We start from the raw sequence: 19,189 nt of genomic DNA on the forward strand, positions 1-19,189 counted from the left end.
CGGGGACCTGCCGGGCGTCCCGGCCTGTGGACGGCGACCAGGCCTGTGGACGACGCCGGCACAAGGTCGGCCGTGCGCCCTACCGTCCCCGGCATGCCCGTCGATCCCGTGGTCCGGCCGTTTCCGGTGGTGCCCGGCTACGTCCTGGAGGAGCTGCTCGGCCGGGGTGGGTCCGGTGAGGTGTGGCGGGCCCGCCCCCGCGGTGGTGGGGCGCCGGTCGCGGTGAAGGTGCTCGTCCGCGGCGACCCGGAGCGCCAGGTCCGCGAGGCGGCCATGCTCAGCGAGCTGAACCATCCGCACCTGGTGCGGCTGCATCGGGTGGTGCGCCGCGAGGTGCGCGGTGGCGGCACGGAGGTCGCCCTGGTGCTGGACCTGCTGGCCGGCGGGAGTTTGGCCTCGCTACTGGCCCGCCGCGGCCGGCTGCGCCCCGGCGAGGTGGTCACCACGGTCGCGCCGGTGGCCGCGGCCCTCGCCCAGGCCCACGGCCGCGGCGTCGTGCACGGAGACCTGTCTCCGGGCAACGTGGTGTTCACCGCCGAGGGCCGTCCGGTGCTCACCGACCTGGGCACCGCACGGGTGGTGGGGGAGGTCGGCCGGGCCGAGGTCACGCCGGCGTACGTCGATCCGGTCGTCGCCAGGGGCGGTGCGCCCGGCCCCGCCTCCGACGTGTTCGGTGTGGCGGCGGCCGCCTTCCACGCGTTGACCGGGATCGCGCCGTGGAACGCCGCCGACCCCGCCGGCACCCTCGCCGTGGCGTCCAGGGGGGAGGTGCCCGACCTCGCGCTGCTGGCTCCCGATGCGCCCGCCGATCTGGTGCGCGTGGTGGAGCGTGGTTTGTCCCTGGAGCCGCACCTGCGGGGCTCGGCGGCCGCCTTCGCCCTGGACCTCCGGCACGCGTGCCGGCCGGAACCGGTCCGGCTGCCCGCCCCGGGTGTCCCGGACGAGGTGCTGGGATTGACCGGACGTGGCCCCCGGACAGAGCTGACCCACCAGGTCGGCGGCCGTCGCCCTGGGGCGGCACACGCCGCGCCGGTGGTCCCGAGCCGGCTGGCCGGCGCGCGTCGGGCGCTCACACGGGTCCGGGGCGGGACCGCCGCCGAGCCGGTGCCCGTGCGTGAGCGGCTCGGGCCGGTGCTGCGGCGCTGCGCCGTGACGCTCACTGCCGTCGTGGCCGTGGCCGGGGCCCTGGTGGGAGCGGCTTGGCTGGGCGCCGGGTGGGGTGGGGGCCGGATCGACCCGGTGCCGGCGGCGGAGATGGCTGGGGTGGAGAGGCAGGCGCCCGGGCCCGCGGCCTCGGGCAGCACGACCACGGCCGAGCCGGTGCGGAGCACGGCCGCGCCGTCCCCGGCCGCGCCGTCCCCGTCGGGCACACCGACGTCCGTCAGCGAGCTGGGCACGGGGGACCTGGATGGTTGGGCGGCGTTGCTCGGTCAGCTCTACGCGCGCCGTTCCGGTGCCTACACCGCCGGCGACGCGGCCGCCCTGTCCGAGGTCTACAGCGTTGACAGTGCGTTGCTGCGGCGGGACGCCGAGCAGGTGTCTGCGCTGGCCGCGGCCGGAGAGACGGTCATGGGGTTCGCGCCGGCCGTGCGCCAGGTGACCGCGGTGACCGGCGACGACAGGTCGGTGGTCGTCGACCTGGTGGACGAGGTGCCCGGGTACCGCCTCGTCCCGGCGCGGGACCCCGGGCGTGCGGCCCGGGAGGTGGCCGGTCGCGGACCGGCCGAGGTGCGGATGACCCTGCACCACATCGACCGGGGGTGGCGCATCGTCGACGCCACGCGGCGGAGCTGAGCCCGGTGTCCGACGGCCGGGGCGCCCGGTCGTTCCGGGCCGGTGGCGCCCGGCGGGCTCAGCCCTGCCGGACCTCCGCCCGCAATGCTGCCTCGAGGTCGCGGTGGGTGAACGAGAAGCCGGCAGCGGTCAGCGCACCGGGCACCGCTCGTTGGCCGGCCAGCACACCCACCCGGGCGAACTCACCGAGCACCACCCGCAGCGCCGCGCCGGGGACCGGGAGCACCGCCGGCCGGTGCACCACCCGGCCGAGCGCTGCGGTGAACTCGGCGTTGGTCACCGGCGTCGGGGCGCTGAGGTTGACCGGGCCGGACACCGGCGCGGTGAGCAGGAACCGGATGGCGTCGACCTCGTCGGTCAGGCTGATCCAGGGCATGTACTGCCGTCCCGAACCCAGCCGCCCGCCGAGGCCGAGCCGGAACAAGGGGAGCATCCGAGCGAGCAGGCCACCAGATCCGAGCACCAGCCCGGTGCGCAGCGTGGCGACCCGGACGTCGGCGTCGACGGCAGGCGCTGTCGCCGCTTCCCAGGCGACGCAGACGCGGGCCAGGAAGTCCTCGCCTGGCGGCGCCGACTCGTCGACCACCCGATCGCCGGTGTCGCCGTACCAGCCCACCGCCGAGCCGGAAAGCAGCACGCGGTCCCGGGTGGGGTCCGCGGCGGCGGCGTCGGCCAGGGCCTGGCTGACGGTGGCGGTCCCATCGACCCGGCTCTCCAGCACCGCGCCCTTGTGCCGGGCGTTCCAGCGGTGGTCGGCGACCCCCACACCTGCCAGGTGGACGACGGCGTCGACGTCGGAGAGCAGCGCCGGGTCGATCCGCCGGTGCTGGGGGTCCCAGCGGTGCTCGTCGGCCCGTCGCGGGGTGCGCCGGACCAGGCGGATCACCTCGTGGCCGTCGGCGGCCAAGGTCGGTACCAGCCGACGGCCGATCTGCCCGGAGGAGCCGGTGATCGCGACCTTCAAAGGAGCCTCCTGGGCAGACGCGCCGGGGCGGAAGACGACGACGGAGCCCCGGCGAATCCGCTGGGGCCCCGATCGAGGCAGGTCAGGCGAGCCCGAGCTCGCCCTGGAACTGCCCTGCCTCCAGGCGCTCGCGCACCGTGGTGAGGAAGCGGGCGGCGTCGGCACCGTCGACGATCCGGTGGTCGTAGGTCAGCGCCAGGTAGACCATCGAGCGGACCGCGATGACCTCACCGAGCTCGGGGTCCTGCACCACGACCGGGCGCTTCACGACCGACCCGACACCGAGGATCGCGACCTGCGGCTGGTTGATGATCGGGGTGTCGAACAGCGCACCCCGGCTTCCGGTGTTGGTGAGTGTGAACGTGCCGCCCCCCAGTTCGTCCGGGGTGACCTTGTTGGTGCGGGTCCGCTCGGCCAGGTCGGCGATCTTGCGGGCGATCCCGGCGAGGCTCAGGTCACCGGCGCTCTGGATGACCGGCACCAGCAGGCCGCGCTCGGTGTCCACTGCCACCCCGAGGTTCTCGGAGTCGTGGTAGGTGACGGTGCCGGCCTCGAGGTCGACCGACGAGTTGACGCTCGGGTGCACCTTGAGCGCCTCGACCGCGGCCTTGGCAAAGAAGGGCAGGAACGACAGCTTGACGCCCTCGCGTGCGCCGAAGTCGGCCTTCGCCTGGTCGCGCAGGCGCGCGATCCGAGTGACGTCCGCCTCGACCACGGTGGTCAGCTGGGCGCTGATCTCCAGCGACTCCACCATCCGGCGGGCGATGACCGTCCGCAGCCGGGACAGCTTCTCGGTGCGCCCCCGCAGCGACGGGTCCTGGCTCGCCGCGGCCGACGGCTTGCCCGCCGCAGCGGCAGGCGCCGCCGTGGCCGGCGCGGCCGGCGCCTCGGGAGCAGCCGGCGTGGCGGCGGCAAGCACGTCCTGCTTCCGGATGCGGCCACCGACCCCGGTGCCCTGCACCGAGGACAGGTCGACGCCGTGCTCGGCGGCCAGGCGTCGCACCAGCGGGGTGACGTAGGCGCCGGCCGCGCCATCGCCGGCCGCGCCATCGGCGGAGGCGGCCGCGGGGGCCGGCGTCGACGGGGCCGCGGGGGCGGCGGCGGGGGCCTTCGGTGCCGGTGCCGGTTCCTTGGCTTCCGGCGTGGTGGCGACCTCGGCCTCGGGCGCAGGGCCGCTGTAGTCGGACTCCGCCGAGCCGGCGGTCGACGCCGGGGACGCCGGGGCTGACGGGGCCTCAGCGGGGGCCGGAGCGGCCGGGGCCGAGGCCGGCGTGCCACCGGCGGTGCCGATCACGGCGAGCTCGGCACCGACGTCCACCGTCTCGTCCTCGGCGACGCTGATCGACAGGAGGGTGCCGGACACGGGCGCGGGGATCTCGGTGTCGACCTTGTCCGTGGACACCTCGAGCAGCGGCTCGTCGGCGGTGACCTCGTCCCCGACGGCCTTGAGCCAGCGGGTGACGGTGCCCTCGGTGACGCTCTCGCCCAGCGCCGGCATGGTCACCGAGGTGCCCTCGCCACCGCCGGTCGAGCCGCCACCGGAGCCGGAGTCGGCCGACCCGGACGCGACCGGCTGCGCGGCGGCCGGCTCGGCCTGCTCCGCCGGAGCCTCCTGCGCGGGGGCCTCCTGCGCGGGGGCCTCCTGCGCGGGGGCCTCCTCGGTCGGGGCCGGCTGCGCGGGGACCTGCTCCGCGGGGCCACCCGCGTCACCGCCGCCGCCGTCGCCACCGATCACCGCGAGCTCCGCGCCGACGTCCACGGTCTCGTCCTCGGCCACCAGAATCTTGGTGAGGACGCCGGCCGCGGGAGAGGGGATCTCGGTGTCCACCTTGTCGGTGGAGACCTCCAGGAGGGGTTCGTCGACCTCGACCTGGTCACCCTCCTGCTTCAACCATCGGGTGACCGTGCCCTCGGTGACGCTCTCGCCCAGGGCGGGCATGGTGACGGACGTCGGCATCGAAGGCAGGTCTCCTCAGGTCGTGGCAGTACAGGTAGGGGTGTGGCGGACCGGGCCGGAGCCCGACGATCAGCTGTGCGCGTGCAGCGGCTTGCCAGCCAGCGCCAGGTGGGCTTCGCCGAGGGCCTCGCTCTGGGTCGGGTGCGGGTGGATCAGCTGGGCGACCTCGTCGGGCAGGGCCTCCCAGTTGTAGATCAGCTGCGCCTCGGCGATGAGTTCGCCGACCCGGCTGCCGACCATGTGCACGCCGACCACCGGACCATCGGCAGCGCGGATCAGCTTCACCGCGCCGGCGGTCTTGAGGATCTGGCTGCGGCCGTTGCCGCCGAGGTCGTAGGTGAGCACCTCGACGCCGTCGCCGTACTTCTCCTTGGCCTGCGCCTCGGTGAGGCCGACGGAGGCGACCTCCGGCTCGGAGTAGGTGATCCGCGGGACGCCGGCGTAGTCGATGGGCACGACGGGCAGACCCGCCAGCCGCTCGGCGACCAAGATGCCCTCGCCGAAGCCGACGTGGGCCAGCTGCAGGGTGGGGATGAGGTCGCCGACGGCGGAGATGGTCGGCACGTTGGTCTGGCAGTACTCGTCGACGAGGACGTAACCGCGGTCCATGGCGACCCCGGCCTCCTCGTAGCCCAGCCCCTGGCTCGTCGGTCCCCGGCCGACGGCGACCAGGACGAGCTCGGCCTCGTACTCCTTGCCGTTCTGCAGGGAGACCTTCACCCCGTCGGTGGTGGTCTGCACGCCGGAGACCAGGCTGCCGAGCGAGAAGTCGATCTTGCGGCGACGGAAGGCGCGCTCGAGGAGCTTGGAGGAGGACTCGTCCTCCAGCGGCACGAGGTGCGGCAGGCCCTCGACGATGGTGACGTCGACGCCGAAGGACTTCCACGCGCTGGCGAACTCGCAGCCGATGACCCCGCCGCCGAGGATGATCGCCGAGCTGGGAACGCGGTCGAGCTGGAGCGCATGGTCGCTGGTGATGACCTTGGTGCCGTCGGTCTCGATGCCGGGTAGCGACCGGGCGTACGAGCCGGTGGCCAGCAGCACGTGGCGGCCCTCGTAGGTCTGGTCGCCGACCTGGACCGCGGTGGCGGAGACCAGCTTGCCCGCGCCCTCGACGTAGGTGATCTTGCGGCTCTTGATCAGCCCCTGCAGGCCCTTGTAGAGCCGGGAGACCACGCCGTCCTTGTAGGCGTTGACGCCGTCCATGTCGATGCCGGCCAGCGACGTCTTGACGCCGAACTGCTCGCCCTCGCGGGCACTGTCGGCGACCTCCCCGCTGTGCAGCAAAGCCTTGGTCGGGATGCAGCCGCGGTGCAGGCAGGTGCCGCCGACCTTGTCCTGCTCGATGAGGACGACCGACAGGCCGAGCTCGGCCGCGCGCAGGGCGGCGGCGTAGCCACCGGAGCCACCACCGAGGATGACCAGGTCAGCGGGGGTGGTCGGTGCGCTCACAGGTGGCTCCTCAGGTGCTGGTGGGCCGACAGGGACTGACCCTGCCGGACACGGTGGTCGTGCGCCGCCCCATCCTGCCACTTCCGGGAACGCCGCGTTCGAATGCACCGTTGGCGTGCCAGGGGCGCCGTGGGCATCGGCCGCGGACCAGGGACGGGAGCACGCGATGGGGCTGTTCGACCGGCTGCGCGGTCGCCGCAGTACAGGCGGTGGGGGCCGCGACCGGGGCAGCACACTGGACCGTGCCTCCGGCTCGGCGGATCTCGCGCACCTGGAGCGGTTCGTCGCCACCCGGCGGGGGGTTGAAGGCTACGTGGAGCCGCGTACGGCAGTCACCGAGACCACCATCCTGCTGGTCGCCGCCGACGGGGAGTGGACCCGCCGGCGGATCGACGGGCCTGAGACCGCCCGCAAGCTGTCCCGCGACCTCAGCGTCCCGGTGTACGACGCGCAGGTGACCGGTTACCCGCAGCGCATGCGGGACTGGAGCGCCCAGCAGAAGAACAAGCTGAGCTAACGCTCGCCGAGGGCCAGGCCTCGGCTGCGCCAAGCGTCCTGCTGTTTCGCCCGAGCGGAGCGCGGGATGCTGCGCATGCCACGCCCGCTCGCCCGGTCAGCCGGCGATCAGGGCCTCGATGGTGGCCAGCAGGGTGCGCACGGGCACGCCGGTCCCGCCCTTGGGCGTGTAGCCCCAGGGCGCCCCGGTGTTGTAGGCCGGCCCGGCGACGTCGATGTGCGCCCACGGCAGCCCGGCGGGCACGAATTCGGACAGGAAGTGCCCGCCCACGAGCATGCCGCCCATCCGGTCGGCGTTGGCGTTGACCAGGTCGGCGATCGGGGAGTCCAGGCCCCGGCGCAGCTCGGGCGGCAGCGGCATCGCCCACATCGGCTCGCCGCTGCGGACGCTGGCGGCCACCACTGCGTCGCGCAGGTCGTCGCTGCCCATCACCCCGGAGGTACGGGTGCCCAGCGCGACCAGCTGCGCACCGGTGAGGGTGGAGGTCTCCAGCAGGTACGCGGGGGAGTCCTCGACCGCACGGCAGATCGCGTCGGCCAGCACCACGCGGCCCTCGGCGTCGGTATTGGTGATCTCGGCCTTCCGGCCGTTGCGGAAGGTGACCACGTCGGCCGGGCGGTAGGCGGCCCCGCTGGGCATGTTCTCCGCGATCGGCACGGTGGCGGTGACGTCGACGGGCAGGCCGAGCTCGGCGACCAGGCACACGGTGGCGATCACCGCGGCTGCGCCGGCCATGTCGCTCTTCATGTCCTCCATCTTCAGCGCCGGCTTGATCGAGATGCCACCGCTGTCGAAGGTGATGCCCTTGCCGATCAGCGCGACGCTCGTCCTGGCCTTCTTGCCCCGGTACTCGAGCCGCAGCAGCCGCGGCGGCCGGGCCGAGCCGGCGCCGACGGCCAGGATCCCGCCGTATCCACCGGCGGCCAGCGCCTGCTCGTCCAGCACCTCGACCGAGAGCCCGACCTTCTTGCCGGCCGCGGCGCCGCGGCCGGCGAGCTCGGCGGGGTAGAGGTCGTTGGGCGGGGTGTTCACCAGGTCGCGCACCAGGGCGACGGCGTCGGCCACCGCGCGGACCCGGGCGAGTGCGGCCTTGGTGGCCCCGGCGTCGGGCACGACCAGCTCCACCGAGGACGGCGGGGCGGGGCGGTCGGCGGTCAGCCCGGACTTGTAGACGGTGAACTCGTAGGCGCCGAGCAGGGAGCCCTCGCCCACCGCGTGCAGCCGCTCGGTGTCCGGGGTGCCACCGACGGCGGCGAGCAGCGTGACCACCGAGCTGCGCCCGGTCAGCGCGCGGCTGGCGGCACCGGCGGCCCGACGGACTGCCTCCGGCCGGTAACCACCCTCGGCCAGGGTGGCGCCCAGGCCGGCGACCGCCACGACGGGGAAGGGGCCCTGGCCGAAGGTCGGCAGCCGGGTGACCTCGTCCTCCGCGCCACGCGCGCCCAGGTCGGCGAGAGCTGCGAGCAGCCGTCCGCCGAGCAGGCGGTCCACGGCGTCGGCCCCTGGTGTGCTGAGCACGCCGTCGGGTCCTTGGCCCACGCCGACGACGACGGCGTCGGCGGAAAGCTTCTCGAGCGGGCGGTCGGTGGCAGAGATCATCGGCGGCACGGGCCGATCCTAGTCAAAGGACCCCGCTGCCCCCCGCGCCTCGCACGCTCGCCGCGGGCCCCTACAGCGAGGCCGGACTAGCGTCGTCCCGGTGAGTTCGCTGATCTCTCCCCTGCACGAGCGGCACGTGGCAGCCGGCGCCAAGTTCGCCGACTTCGGCGGCTGGTCCATGCCGATCGAGTACGCCGGTGGCGGGGTGCTCGCCGAGCACACGGCGGTCCGGGAGAACGTGGGTCTGTTCGACGTCTCGCACCTGGGGACGGCCACCGTCCGCGGCCCGGACGCGGCCGCCTTCGTCGACTCGTGCCTGACCAACGACCTGTCCCGGATCGGCCCCGGGCAGGCGCAGTACACGCTGTGCTGCCTGCCCGACGGGGGGGAACACGCCGGTGGTGTGGTCGACGACCTGATCGTCTACCTGCATGCGCCCGACGACGTGCTGCTGGTGCCCAACGCGGCCAACGCAGCCGACGTGCTGGCCCGGCTGTCCGCTGCTGCACCCGCGGGGATCACAGTGACCGACCGGCACACCGAGGTGGCCGTGTTGGCGTTGCAGGGCCCGCGGTCCGCAGAGGTGCTCGCGGCCGTCGGGCTGCCCGCCGAGCTGGATTACATGTCCTTCGCCGACAGCCCTGGTGGCGGCGGGGACGAGGTGACCGTCTGCCGGACCGGCTACACCGGGGAACACGGGTACGAGTTGCTCGTGGCCGCCGAGTGGGCGCCGGCGCTGTGGGACGCCGTCCTGGCCGCGGGCGAGCACGAGCACATCCGGCCGTGCGGGCTCGGTGCCCGCGACACCCTGCGCACCGAGATGGGTTATCCGCTGCACGGCCACGAGCTCTCGCACGAGATCACCCCCAACCAGGCCCGGTCGGGATGGGCCGTCGGTTGGGGGAAGCCGGCGTTCTGGGGCCGGGAGGCGCTGCTCGCCGAAAAGGCGGCCGGTCCGGCGCGCCGGCTCTGGGGGCTGCAGGCAGCGGGCCGGGGTATCCCGCGCCCAGGCATGGCCGTGCTCCGCGCCGACGGCGCGGTGATCGGGCAGGTCACCAGTGGCACGTTCTCCCCGACCCTGCGCACCGGGATCGCCCTGGCGCTGCTGGACACCGCGACCGGGGTCGGTGAGGGCGACGAAGTCGCCGTCGACGTCCGGGGGCGGCCCCAGCCGGTGACGGTCCGCCGTCCGCCGTTCGTGCCCTCGCACGTGCGTTGACCGTCCGAGCGACGCGGCATGCGAAACACCCCGCGTCTGCTCGGACGGAACAGCGCAGAGCTCGGCACAGCCGGGACGGCGCACTCCCGGGGCGTCAGGCGTGCTGCTTGCTCTCCTTGGTGGGCACCGGCGGGTCGGGCAACTCGTCGGCCATCGTGGCGTCCCGTGTGCCCATCGGCACCGGGTCGCCCTCCGTGGTGTCGACCGCGGTCTGGTGCTCGGTCTCGGAGTTGATCTCCGCGCCGAGAAGCACCAGGTAGCAGGTCAGGTACAGCCACAGCATCAGCACGATGACCCCGGCGATGGCCCCGTAGGTCTTGTCGTAGGAGCCGAAGTTGTCCACGTAGATGCTGAACAGCAGGCTGACGACCGCCCAGATGACGGTGACCACGACCGAGCCGAGGCTTACCCAGCGCATCTTCGGCGCGTCCCGGTCCGGCGCGAGCCGGTACAGGACGGCGAGGGAGCCGGCCACGACGCCCAGCAGCAGCACCCAGCGGAGCACCTGGGCCAGGATCGTGCCGACGATGCCGAGCGGCAGCGCGTCGAGGACCACCGGGACGACGGCGATCAGCGCGAAGGTGATCAGGACGAACACGATCGCGCCTATCGTGAGCCCGAGAGCGATCGCCTTGCGCTTGACGAATCCGCGGGTCTCCACCTCGTCGTAGGCCAGGTTCACGGCGGTGATCAGGTTCCCGGTGCCGCCCGACGCACTCCAGAGCGCCGCCAGGATCGAGATGATCAGGCTGAACGTCAACGCGCCGCCGCTGTTCTGCGTGATGCTGGTGAGCTGGTCGGTGAGCAGCGACTGGGCGCTCTCCGGCAGCTGGTCCGACAGCGACTCGATCTGGGAGGTCACCTGCGCCGGAGAGGCGACCAGGCCGTAGATGGAGATGGTCGCGATCAGCGCCGGGAAGACGGCCAGGAAGGCGAAGAAGGCCACGCCGGCGCCGATGATGGGCATGTTGTCGGCGCTGTTCTCCGCCCACGCCCGCCGGACGATCTGCAGCCAGCCCCGCGCCGGGATGTCGGTGGGCTTCTCCGCGTGCACGCCGGGCAGCTCTTTCTCGCTGGGCACTGAGGGCGCCGGACGGGCTGCCTCACGCTGCTCGGTCCGGACCGACGTAGCCGAGGAGGCACCGGTCTGCTGTGGGGCGTCGGCCGCCCGCTCACCGGCGACCCGGACAGCCGCCCGCCGCTCGGCCTTCTCCTGGACCCGCCGCTGGATCCGCTCGACGGCGCTCTCCGGCCGCTTGGTGTCAGCCATCTGGTGGCCCTTCTTCTGCAGTCGTGGGTGTGCTCGGTGTGCGGACGGTCAGTCGCCCGGCCAGGCGCCGGTGAGCTTGGTGAAGCCCCGGGCGCCACCACGGCTGACCAGGGCCTTGATGACCCCGACGATCGCGCCGCGCGCGGCGGAGGCAATGAGGAGCTCCCGCAACCGGTACTCGCTCTGCAGCGCGGTGGGGGCGTCCTCGGCGTGCGTGACCTTCTTCCACACCAGCTGGAAGATCGACGCGGCCACGACGCTCGCCGCCAGGCTGCCGATCAACCCGATCGGCCAGTAGACGATCTTGACGCCCTTGCTCATCGCTTCCTCCAGATCACCAGGCTCGCGACCAGCGCGACCAGGACGGCGGCGGCCCCCACGACGACCGGGGGGCTCTCCCGGTAGGTCTCCACGGCGGTGTCCCGCGCCCGGGCGAGGCCCTCCTTGGCTCGGCCGGGGACGTCCAACCGGTGGCCGAGCGCGTCGACCGTCCGGCCGAGCTGCTCGCGGGTTGCCTCCATGTCGGCCCGGATGGCGTCGGGGTCCGGCGGCCCACCGTCGGACGGGGCTTCACGCCCCGAGGTGGGCCGGCTCATGGGTCCTCCGTTGTCTCGGGGGAGGGATCGAGACCCGGACATGCCCGGTGCGCTACGACGTAAACCAAGATCGCGGGGTGTTGCGCCGCCCCGGTCGGCCCGGGGCGGCCGACCCGGCTAGCCTCGCCGCCATGAGCTGGACCTGGCAGCTGGAAGACCCGACGGGCGAGCCCGTGGACCCCGCCACGCTGGGCGTGGAGGTGCTCGAGACCGACAACCAGGGTGACGCGGAGTCCTGGTTGGGGGAGAACTGGCGCGACCTGCTCGAGCGTGGCATCGCCACGGTCACGCTGCTGCGGGACGGGGAGCGCGTCTACGGACCGATGAACCTCGCCGCTACATGAGAAAGGCCCCCTCCTGGGTCACCTCGCACGCTCGGGGACGCCCTGGAAGGGGCCGTTCCGCGCTCGGAAAGGCGAGGAGGGGGTCCTTCTTCAGCCCGGGACGTCTTAGCCCCGGGAGGTCTTGTCCGGGTCCCGCTCCACGACGTCGCCGAGGGCCTCGTCGATGCGGGTCAGCACCTCGGCCGGCAGCTGGACGCCGGCGGCCCTGACGTTGTCGGCCACCTGCTCCGGCCGGCTGGCGCCGATGATCGCCGCGGCGACGTTGGGGTTCTGCAGCACCCAGGCGATCGACAGCTGGGCCATCGTCAGCCCCAGCTCGTCGGCGATCGGTCGCAGCTGCTGCACCCGGGTCAGGACGTCGTCGCGCAGGAAGCCCTGAATCGAGCCGGAAACCGCCGGGTTGCCGGCTCGGCTGTCGGCCGGGGGCTGCTGGCCGGGCAGGTACTTGCCGGTCAGCACGCCCTGGGCCAGCGGCGACCAGACGATCTGGGACAGGCCGTGCTGCTCGCTGGTGGGGACCACCTCGGCCTCGATGACCCGCCACAGCATCGAGTACTGCGGCTGGTTGCTGATCAGCTGCACCTTGAGCTCGCGGGCGAGCTCGGCGGCGGCCGCGATCTCCTCGGCGCGCCACTCCGATACCCCGATGTAGAGCACCTTGCCGGCCCGCACCAGGTCGGCGAAGGCGGTCATCGTCTCCTCCAGCGGTACGGAGGAGTCGTAGCGGTGGGCCTGGTAGAGGTCGACGTAGTCGGTCTGCAGCCGCTTCAGCGAGGCGTGGCAGCTCTCCATGACGTGCTTGCGGGACAGCCCACGGTCATTGGCCCCGGGCCCCGTGGGCCAGTAGACCTTGGTGAAGACCTCCAGGCCCTCGCGGCGCTGGCCGGCCAGGGCCCGGCCGAGCACGGACTCGGCCTTGGTGCCCGCATACACGTCGGCGGTGTCGAAGGTGGTGATCCCGGCGTCGAGGGCCGCGTGCACGCAGGCGTGCGCGGCGTCCTCCTCGACCTGACTGCCGTGGGTGAGCCAGTTGCCGTAGGCGATCTCTGAGATGGTCAGGCCGGAACGGCCGAGGCGTCGAGTCTGCACGGCCGCTGACGCTAGTCCTCAGCCTCGCTAACGACCCGTGACGGTCCCGTCCCGGGGGACGGCGGCCCCCTTGCAGAGTCCCGCCGCGAGCCTGCGAGTGGTGGGGGGCAAGGGGGTCTTTCGTCAGACCTCCGCGCTCGGGTCGACCGCCGGCTTGGGGAACCGCCACTTGCGGATCATGGTCGCCCGGCTGATGCCGTACCAGACCAGCGTGCGGGTCTTCTCCGGGTGGTCGGGCAGCCGCTCGGCCAGCTTGGCCTTGATCTTGCGGCCGAGCACGAACGAGTCGGCGATGATGAGCAGGAAGAACGCGAGCCAGAGGTAGACGGTGTAGCCGCGCACCGCCTGGTTCGGGATGACGTAGCCGACCAGCACCAGGGCGGCCACGACCAGGAAGAAGCTGCCGGCGTTGCGCCGGGAGTCCACGACGTCGCGCACCAGCCGGCGGGCCGGGCCACGGTCGCGGGCCGGCAGGGCGCTCTCGTCGCCCCGTGCCGCGGCGGCCCGGGTGCTGCCCCTGCCGGCGGCCTGCGTCTCGCGCTGCCGCTTGTAGGCCTCCTTGCGCGTGGTGGGCGGCGGCGGGGGAGGACCCTGCCGGCGGCCCTGGGCCTCCGCGCGCTTGGGGGTGGGGCGGCCCTTGCCCACGCCGGCCGCCAGCTGGGCGGCGAGGTCGGTGGCGGAGTCCGGCGTCGTCTCGGACTGGGGGCGGCGGCCGGGCAGGCGGAGCTTCACGGCTGGGGAGTCTACGTGCGCCCGGGGCCCGTCCGGACCGCTCGCACGGGGGAGACACCGCCCGACCGGGGTGCGGGAGGGGCGACCGGTCTGTCCTGCGCCGTACAGTGGGAAGCAGCTCCGCCACGGCGGTGTTGGTCGTTCCGGCAGATCCGGCCGGAGCGACCAAGGCAGGACACCCTCGAGTGGGAGGACCACACATGACCGTGCAGGACACGCAGGCCCCCGGCGCCACCGGCGTCCTTCTCAGCGACACCGCCGCCCTCAAAGTCAAGACGCTGCTGGACCAGGAAGGCCGCGACGACCTGCGGCTGCGCATCGCCGTGCAGCCCGGTGGCTGCTCCGGCCTGCGCTACCAGCTGTTCTTCGACGAGCGGTTCCTCGACGGCGACCAGACCCATGAGTTCGGTGGGGTCGAGGTCATCGTCGACCGGATGAGCGGCCCCTACCTCGGCGGCGCGACGATCGACTTCGTCGACACCATCGAGAAGCAGGGCTTCACGATCGACAACCCGAACGCCGGCGGATCCTGCGCCTGCGGCGACTCGTTCTCCTGATCGCCGCCTGAACCGACGCCACGGCGCCCGGCACCCCGCAGGGGGCGCCGGGCGCCGTCGCGCGCGTGGGGTCAGTCCTGCGGGGCGGTGGGGATCGGGATGCCGGTCTCCGGCGCTGAACTGGGCACCGGCACCGTCGTCCCCGGCGGCAGGGTGAGCGTCTCGCGGCTGCCGGCGGATGTCGGTGCGGCCGGGGCGGCGCTGCCCGGTACCGTGCCGCTGGAGGTCGGTCCGGACGTCGTGGTCCCGGTCGTCGTCCCGCTCGTGCTCCCGGGGGTGGACGGAGTGTCGTCGTCCCCGCCGGAGCAGCCGGCCAGCCCACCAAGCCCCGCCGTCAGAGCGAGGGCCGCGGCGAGCGGCCGTGCCGCTCCCGCTCGACCCGTCACAGCCGGACCGGGTAGACGGTCTCCGGGATCTGCGGCTTGATCCGCTCCTCCACGAAGATGCCGTGCCAGACCATGAAGACCAGCACCTCCCAGACCTGGCGCGCGATCCGCTTGCTGCTGTTCCGCTTCGGGTCCGCGGCGGCCAGTTCGGTGAGCAGGTCGCCGACCCGGCCGCGGTCCAGCCACTCGTCCGTCTGGCTCTGCGCCACGACGTCGTGCGCCCACTCGTGCAGCGGCCCGGCCAGGAACTCCGCCGTGGGCACCGGGAAGCCGAGCTTGCGGCGGTTCATGATCTTCGCCGGGACGATCTGCTCCATCGCGCGGCGCAGCGCGTACTTCGTCGTCCCGTGGGAGATGCGCTGGTCGACGGGGATGGTGCTGGCCAGCGCGAAGACCTCGGGGTCCAGGAAGGGGACGCGCAGCTCCAGGGAGTTGGCCATCGTCATCTTGTCGGCCTTGACCAGGATGTCGCCGCGCAGCCAGGTGAACAGGTCGACGTACTGCATCGAGGTCACGTCGTCGTAGCCGGCCGCGCGGGTCTGCCGGTACAGGTCCTCGGTGACCGTGACGTGGGACAGGTCGCGGTCGTGCCCGCGCAGCAGTCGGGACAGCTCGGCGTCGGAGAAGTTGCGTGCGTTGCCGTAATAGCGCTGCTCCAGCGGGAGGGCCGCGCGGCGCAGCAGGTCCTTGCCGCGGACGTCGCGACCGAACAACTCGTCGGGGACTGCGCGGGAGATGGCCCCCATCGCCCGCCGGCCCGCGCCGGGGACCCGCTCTGCCCAGGCCAGGCTGATCGGCTCGCGGTAGACGGTGTAGCCGCCGAACAGCTCGTCGGCACCCTCGCCGGAGAGCACCACCTTGACGTGCCTGCGCGCCTCGCGGGCCACGAAGTAGAGCGGCACGAGCGCCGGGTCGGCGACCGGGTCGTCGAGGTACCAGACCACCTCGGGGATGGCCTCGGCGAACTGCTCGGCGGTGATCACCACCGGCACGTGCGCCACGCCCAGCTCCGCCGCCGACTCCGCGGCGATGTCGACCTCGGAGGTCGACTCCCGCTCGAAGCCGACGGTGAAGGTCATCAGGTCCGGGTTGTATCGGTGGGCGAGGGCGGCGATGGCCGTGGAGTCGATGCCGCTGGAGAGGAACGAGCCCACAGTCACGTCGGCGCGCATGTGCACCCGGACCGACTCGTCGAGCGCCTCGGCGATGCGGTCGTAGAGCCCCTGCTGCTCGTCTTCGGCCACCGGCCTGATCGGGAAGGAGGGGTGGAAGTACCGGCGGGTGTGCAGCTCGCCGTCGACGACGGTGAACGTCGTTCCGCTCTCGATCCGGCGGATACCGCGGTGCAGCGTCGCGGGCTCGGGGACGTACTGCATCGTCAGGTAGTGCTGCAGGGAGGCCGGGTCGACGCCGCCGGCGGCGGCGCTGCCGCCGAGCACTTCTAGCACCGCCTTCTTCTCCGAGCTGAAAACCAGCCCGCCGTCGGCCAGCCGGGCGGTGAACAGCGGCTTGATGCCGAACGGGTCGCGGGCGCCGAACGCCGTCCGGGTCCGGGTGTCCCAGATGACGAAGGCGAACATCCCCCGCAGCCGGGGCACGATGGCCTCGCCCCACAGGTGGTACCCGGCGACGATCGCCTCGGTGTCGCCCTCGGTGGCGAAGGTGGCCCCGGCGGCGGCGAGTTCCTCGCGCAGCTCCAGGTAGTTGTAGATCTCGCCGTTGAACAAGATCCGGTATCGGTCGCCGGCGTAGGCCAGCGGCTGCGGGCTGCCGTCGACGTCGATGATCGACAGCCGGTTGAAGCACAGCACGACCCGCTGGTCGGACCACACCGCGGTGTCGTCGGGACCGCGGTGGTGCAGGCAGTGCAGCGCGGACTGCACCCCGGACACGGTCTGCTCGTCGACCCGGTCGGCGTCGGTGGACAGGTAGGCCAGCAGGCCGCACATGCGCGGGGGCTCCAGGGGGTCGGGGAAGGGGGCGTGCGCTCGGGGTCGGTGCGCCTCAGACGGACTGGCCGGTGCGCATGCGGTGGGTGACCTTGCGCTCGACGTAGAAGGACAGGAACGGAACGGTGCCGGCGAGCAGCACTCCGAGGGTGCCCCACATCGACCACCGGGCCCGCAGCGCGAGGTCGAAGGCGGCCAGCAGGTAGACGGCGTAGAGGAAGCCGTGCGCGGTGCCGATGACCGCAACCGGGCCGGGGGTCTCGGCCAGGTACTTCAACGGCATCGCCACCAGGACGAGGACCAGTAGCATCACGCCGACGACGTAGGCCATCACCCGGTACCGCGTCATCGCCGCGGGGACGCCTCGGCGCACCGCCGCCGCGCTCAGCGCCTGCTCAGTGACCACCGTTCACCCGCTGCCCGAGGGCCTTCTCGTTGAGCTCGGCGAGGTGGGCGTTGTAGGCGGCCAGTTCGGGGTCGCCGGTCGTGTCGATGCGGGGGCGCTGATAAAGCACCAGGGCCGAACCCGGCTCGTCGGCGTCGGGGTCGCGGCGGAGCTCGTCGCGCAGCATCCGGGTGTAGAACCACAGCCCCATGAAGCCGTAGAGCGGCCACTGCAGCGCGTAGCTCCAGTTGACCGGGCCGCCGCCGGCCTCGGCCTTGGTCAGCTGCCAGTGGCCCAGGAAGAACGTGGCCACGAACAGCGCTGCGACGACCAGGTGCAGCAGCACCCAGGCAGGGGTCAACAGCCGTCGGTACACACCACGACTGTAACCGCCGCGGCCCGCGGGGCGCGGGCCGCGGCCGCCTCACGGACCTGCGTCGCGCCTCAGCCCGGGGGAGCGCTGCCGGCCGCACCGGCGCGACCCGCCGCACCCCCTCTCCCGGGGCCGGGATGCCCGGCGGGGTCGGCTAGTCTCGGCCAGACTGTGGTGGGCGTGGACGCATCCCCCCGAGGGACTGTGCAGCGCCGCCGGTGGGACCACGTGGTGCCACCACGTGGGGGATGAGGAGGCAGCGGGCAGTGGCTCGACGCAACAAGGTCGCGCGGGGAGCCGCGCTGGGTCTCCTGGGAGCGCTGACGCTCGGCGGGTGTGAACTGGGCGACCGCTCCGTCTGGGCCATCGGCTGGCCCGCGGGGATCACCGACGAGGCCGACAAGATGCGGTCGCTGTGGATCGGCTCGACCATCGCCGCGATGGTGGTCGGCGTCCTCGTGTGGATCCTCATCGCCTGGGCCGCCATCCGGTACCGCAAGCGCCGGGGGAGCGACGCCGAGCTGCCGCGGCAGACGGCGTACAACCTGCCGCTGGAGGTCGTCTACACGATCATCCCGTTCGTCATCATCGCCGTCCTGTTCTTCTACACGGTGACGGTGCAGAACCGGGTGCAGCAGCGTAGCGACAACCCCGACGTCACCGTCGCGGTCAACGCGTTCAAGTGGAACTGGCAGTTCGTCTACCCGGACACCACCGACGCGAACGGTGGCGAGCCGGTGTCCACGGTGGGCACCAGCACCGAGATCCCGATCCTGGTGCTGCCGACCGACCAGACGGTCCGGTTCGAGCTGGCCTCCGCCGACGTCATCCACTCGTTCTGGGTACCGGAGTTCCTCTTCAAGCTGGACATCATCCCGGGCAACGAGAACGGCCGGGACAACGTCTTCGAGGTGACCGTCCGCGAGGAGGGCTCCTTCGTCGGCCGGTGCGCCGAGCTGTGCGGCACCTACCACGCGTTCATGAACTTCGAGGTTCGCTCGGTGTCGCCCGACGACTTCCAGGACTACCTGAGCGCGCGGGAGAGCGGACTGTCGACCTACGACGCCCTGGAGTCCATCGGGCAGAACGGCACCGCGACGTCGACCTCGCCGTTCCAGCTGGACCGGCAGCAGCAGGCGGCGCGTCAAGGTGACTGACCGGACCACCCCCCAGCACGAGCACCAGGAGGACCGGCCGTGAAGGTCGAAGCGCTCATCTTCAATGGGATCGCGGTCTTCTGCATCGCGACCGCCGTCATCTACGGTGTGTGGTCCCACGAGCCCATCGGGACCACGGCCCTGGCCCTCTCGGCTGGGCTCACGGCCCTGATCGGCGGTTTCTTCTGGTTCGTCAGCCGGCGCATCGACGCCCGGCCGGAGGACCGCAAGGACGCCGAGATCGCCGACGGCGCCGGCGAGCTGGGCTTCTTCAGCCCCGGCAGCTACTGGCCCTTCGGCATGGCTGTCTCCGCGGGTCTGATGGGCCTGGCCCTGGCCTTCTGGTATCCCTGGCTGGTCATCCTCGCCGGCCTCGCCCTGCTGCTCACCATCGGCGGTCTGCTCTTCGAGTACTACGTCGGACAGAACGCGCACACCTGACCCGCCGGTTCCACAGGAGGGCCCCGCCCGCTCCGGCGTGCGGGGCCCTCCTGCTGTCTGGGGGTGCTCTGCTGTCGGTCGGGCGCCCGGCCCACCGGCCCGCCTCCGGTCAGTCGCGTCGGGGCGCTGCGGGGTGCCGGACAGCACCGTGTGCAGACGCTCGACCAGGCGGTCGACCGGGCCGGGCTGCTGGTCCGGTCGGCGGGTGCAGGCGGGCATGAACGCCCACAGGAGCAGGTAGACCAGGATCCCGGCGCCACCGGCAGCGGTGGCGCCGACGGAACTTATCCGCCACAGCAGCGGGTCGGTGCCGGTGTGCTCGGATCGCCGGTGCCCGTGCCCATCGTTGAACACCCCGATCCGTCCCTGGTTGTCCGGTCAGCACCCAACGGGCCCCGGGGGTCAGCG

20 protein-coding genes and 1 pseudogene are annotated in these 19,189 nt (G+C 72.9%); 7 read left to right on the forward strand and 14 right to left on the reverse strand.

Translation table 11 applies throughout. The annotated features are described in order from the left end of the window. Window positions 1-93: 93 nt before the first annotated feature. Window positions 94-1,794 carry a serine/threonine-protein kinase gene (locus tag BLW04_RS16650; RefSeq protein WP_091543603.1) on the forward strand — a complete coding sequence of 567 codons (1,701 nt, stop codon included), beginning with the start codon at window positions 94-96 and terminating at the stop codon, window positions 1,792-1,794. Window positions 1,795-1,852: 58 nt separating this feature from the next. Here BLW04_RS16650 and BLW04_RS16655 read toward each other — a convergent pair whose 3' ends face one another. The 3 genes from BLW04_RS16655 to lpdA all read right to left on the reverse strand — a co-directional run bounded on the left by BLW04_RS16655 (window position 1,853) and on the right by lpdA (window position 6,167). Continuing rightward, window positions 1,853-2,758 carry a TIGR01777 family oxidoreductase gene (locus tag BLW04_RS16655; RefSeq protein ID WP_091543606.1) on the reverse strand — a complete coding sequence of 302 codons (906 nt, stop codon included), beginning with the start codon at window positions 2,756-2,758 and terminating at the stop codon, window positions 1,853-1,855. Window positions 2,759-2,840: 82 nt separating this feature from the next. After that, window positions 2,841-4,715 carry a 2-oxoglutarate dehydrogenase, E2 component, dihydrolipoamide succinyltransferase gene (sucB, locus tag BLW04_RS16660; RefSeq protein WP_091543608.1) on the reverse strand — a complete coding sequence of 625 codons (1,875 nt, stop codon included), beginning with the start codon at window positions 4,713-4,715 and terminating at the stop codon, window positions 2,841-2,843. 69 nt (window positions 4,716-4,784) lie between these two features. Then, window positions 4,785-6,167 carry a dihydrolipoyl dehydrogenase gene (lpdA, locus tag BLW04_RS16665; RefSeq protein ID WP_091543612.1) on the reverse strand — a complete coding sequence of 461 codons (1,383 nt, stop codon included), beginning with the start codon at window positions 6,165-6,167 and terminating at the stop codon, window positions 4,785-4,787. Between the two features lie 166 nt (window positions 6,168-6,333). Here lpdA and BLW04_RS16670 point away from each other — a divergent pair, with 166 nt between their 5' ends. Next, window positions 6,334-6,684, forward strand: coding sequence for an oxidoreductase (locus BLW04_RS16670; RefSeq protein ID WP_091543614.1), 351 nt, complete (start codon window positions 6,334-6,336; stop codon window positions 6,682-6,684). 96 nt (window positions 6,685-6,780) lie between these two features. Here BLW04_RS16670 and BLW04_RS16675 read toward each other — a convergent pair whose 3' ends face one another. Next, window positions 6,781-8,283: a leucyl aminopeptidase gene (locus tag BLW04_RS16675; RefSeq protein ID WP_091543619.1), complete on the reverse strand. Its 1,503-nt coding sequence runs from the start codon at window positions 8,281-8,283 to the stop codon at window positions 6,781-6,783. A gap of 100 nt (window positions 8,284-8,383) precedes the next feature. On the opposite strand from BLW04_RS16675, the gene gcvT reads away from it, so the two are divergent. Beyond that, a complete protein-coding gene (gene gcvT / locus BLW04_RS16680) occupies window positions 8,384-9,502 on the forward strand; it encodes a glycine cleavage system aminomethyltransferase GcvT (RefSeq protein WP_091543623.1) in 1,119 nt (372 codons plus the stop codon). A gap of 94 nt (window positions 9,503-9,596) precedes the next feature. Here gcvT and BLW04_RS16685 read toward each other — a convergent pair whose 3' ends face one another. The 3 genes from BLW04_RS16685 to BLW04_RS16695 are packed head-to-tail and all read right to left on the reverse strand — an operon-like array spanning window position 9,597 to window position 11,368. Beyond that, window positions 9,597-10,772 (reverse strand): YihY/virulence factor BrkB family protein, encoded by a 1,176-nt coding sequence (locus BLW04_RS16685; protein WP_091543626.1) that lies wholly within the window; start codon window positions 10,770-10,772, stop codon window positions 9,597-9,599. Between the two features lie 48 nt (window positions 10,773-10,820). After that, the gene (locus BLW04_RS16690) at window positions 10,821-11,093 is read right to left on the reverse strand and encodes a DUF4235 domain-containing protein (RefSeq protein WP_091543629.1); all 273 of its coding nucleotides are present in this window, start codon (window positions 11,091-11,093) and stop codon (window positions 10,821-10,823) included. Continuing rightward, window positions 11,090-11,368 (reverse strand): DUF3618 domain-containing protein, encoded by a 279-nt coding sequence (locus BLW04_RS16695; RefSeq protein ID WP_091543632.1) that lies wholly within the window; start codon window positions 11,366-11,368, stop codon window positions 11,090-11,092. Before BLW04_RS16695 ends, BLW04_RS16690 begins: the two co-directional genes overlap by 4 nt. Before the next feature lie 131 nt (window positions 11,369-11,499). Between BLW04_RS16695 and BLW04_RS16700 the strand changes: the two genes are divergently transcribed. Then, window positions 11,500-11,712 (forward strand): hypothetical protein, encoded by a 213-nt coding sequence (locus BLW04_RS16700; protein ID WP_091543636.1) that lies wholly within the window; start codon window positions 11,500-11,502, stop codon window positions 11,710-11,712. Window positions 11,713-11,817: 105 nt separating this feature from the next. On the opposite strand, the gene BLW04_RS16705 is transcribed toward BLW04_RS16700, so the two are convergent. Together BLW04_RS16705 and BLW04_RS16710 are read right to left on the reverse strand one after the other, a co-directional pair. Then, window positions 11,818-12,801 (reverse strand): aldo/keto reductase family protein, encoded by a 984-nt coding sequence (locus BLW04_RS16705; protein ID WP_091543639.1) that lies wholly within the window; start codon window positions 12,799-12,801, stop codon window positions 11,818-11,820. A gap of 123 nt (window positions 12,802-12,924) precedes the next feature. Then, window positions 12,925-13,533 carry a DUF3043 domain-containing protein gene (locus BLW04_RS16710; RefSeq protein ID WP_091543644.1) on the reverse strand — a complete coding sequence of 203 codons (609 nt, stop codon included), beginning with the start codon at window positions 13,531-13,533 and terminating at the stop codon, window positions 12,925-12,927. Window positions 13,534-13,733: 200 nt separating this feature from the next. On the opposite strand from BLW04_RS16710, the gene BLW04_RS16715 reads away from it, so the two are divergent. Continuing rightward, window positions 13,734-14,090, forward strand: a complete 357-nt coding sequence (locus BLW04_RS16715; protein ID WP_091543647.1) for a HesB/IscA family protein — start codon at window positions 13,734-13,736, stop codon at window positions 14,088-14,090. Window positions 14,091-14,161: 71 nt separating this feature from the next. Here BLW04_RS16715 and BLW04_RS16720 read toward each other — a convergent pair whose 3' ends face one another. From BLW04_RS16720 to BLW04_RS16735, 4 genes are read right to left on the reverse strand one after another with little or no spacing between them, the layout of a single operon-like run. After that, window positions 14,162-14,476, reverse strand: a complete 315-nt coding sequence (locus tag BLW04_RS16720; protein WP_091543650.1) for a hypothetical protein — start codon at window positions 14,474-14,476, stop codon at window positions 14,162-14,164. Beyond that, window positions 14,473-16,425 (reverse strand): asparagine synthase (glutamine-hydrolyzing), encoded by a 1,953-nt coding sequence (asnB, locus tag BLW04_RS16725; RefSeq protein ID WP_091543653.1) that lies wholly within the window; start codon window positions 16,423-16,425, stop codon window positions 14,473-14,475. The genes BLW04_RS16720 and asnB overlap by 4 nt, the downstream gene beginning before the upstream one ends. Before the next feature lie 55 nt (window positions 16,426-16,480). Beyond that, window positions 16,481-16,831: a DUF3817 domain-containing protein gene (locus BLW04_RS16730; protein ID WP_254781704.1), complete on the reverse strand. Its 351-nt coding sequence runs from the start codon at window positions 16,829-16,831 to the stop codon at window positions 16,481-16,483. Next, window positions 16,821-17,186: a metalloprotease gene (locus BLW04_RS16735; RefSeq protein ID WP_091543656.1), complete on the reverse strand. Its 366-nt coding sequence runs from the start codon at window positions 17,184-17,186 to the stop codon at window positions 16,821-16,823. Before BLW04_RS16735 ends, BLW04_RS16730 begins: the two co-directional genes overlap by 11 nt. A gap of 263 nt (window positions 17,187-17,449) precedes the next feature. Between BLW04_RS16735 and coxB the strand changes: the two genes are divergently transcribed. Together coxB and BLW04_RS16745 are read left to right on the forward strand one after the other, a co-directional pair. Continuing rightward, window positions 17,450-18,340 (forward strand): aa3-type cytochrome oxidase subunit II, encoded by an 891-nt coding sequence (gene coxB / locus BLW04_RS16740; protein WP_175484100.1) that lies wholly within the window; start codon window positions 17,450-17,452, stop codon window positions 18,338-18,340. 39 nt (window positions 18,341-18,379) lie between these two features. Beyond that, window positions 18,380-18,781 carry a cytochrome c oxidase subunit 4 gene (locus BLW04_RS16745; protein WP_091543665.1) on the forward strand — a complete coding sequence of 134 codons (402 nt, stop codon included), beginning with the start codon at window positions 18,380-18,382 and terminating at the stop codon, window positions 18,779-18,781. A 225-nt stretch (window positions 18,782-19,006) separates the two neighbouring features. Here the strand turns inward: BLW04_RS16745 and BLW04_RS29710 are convergent. Beyond that, window positions 19,007-19,135: pseudogene (locus BLW04_RS29710) on the reverse strand (PspC domain-containing protein); the annotation flags it as partial. Window positions 19,136-19,189: the final 54 nt, after the last annotated feature.

It is taken from the genome of Modestobacter sp. DSM 44400 (genome assembly GCF_900107175.1).
Lineage (GTDB): Bacteria > Actinomycetota > Actinomycetes > Mycobacteriales > Geodermatophilaceae > Modestobacter.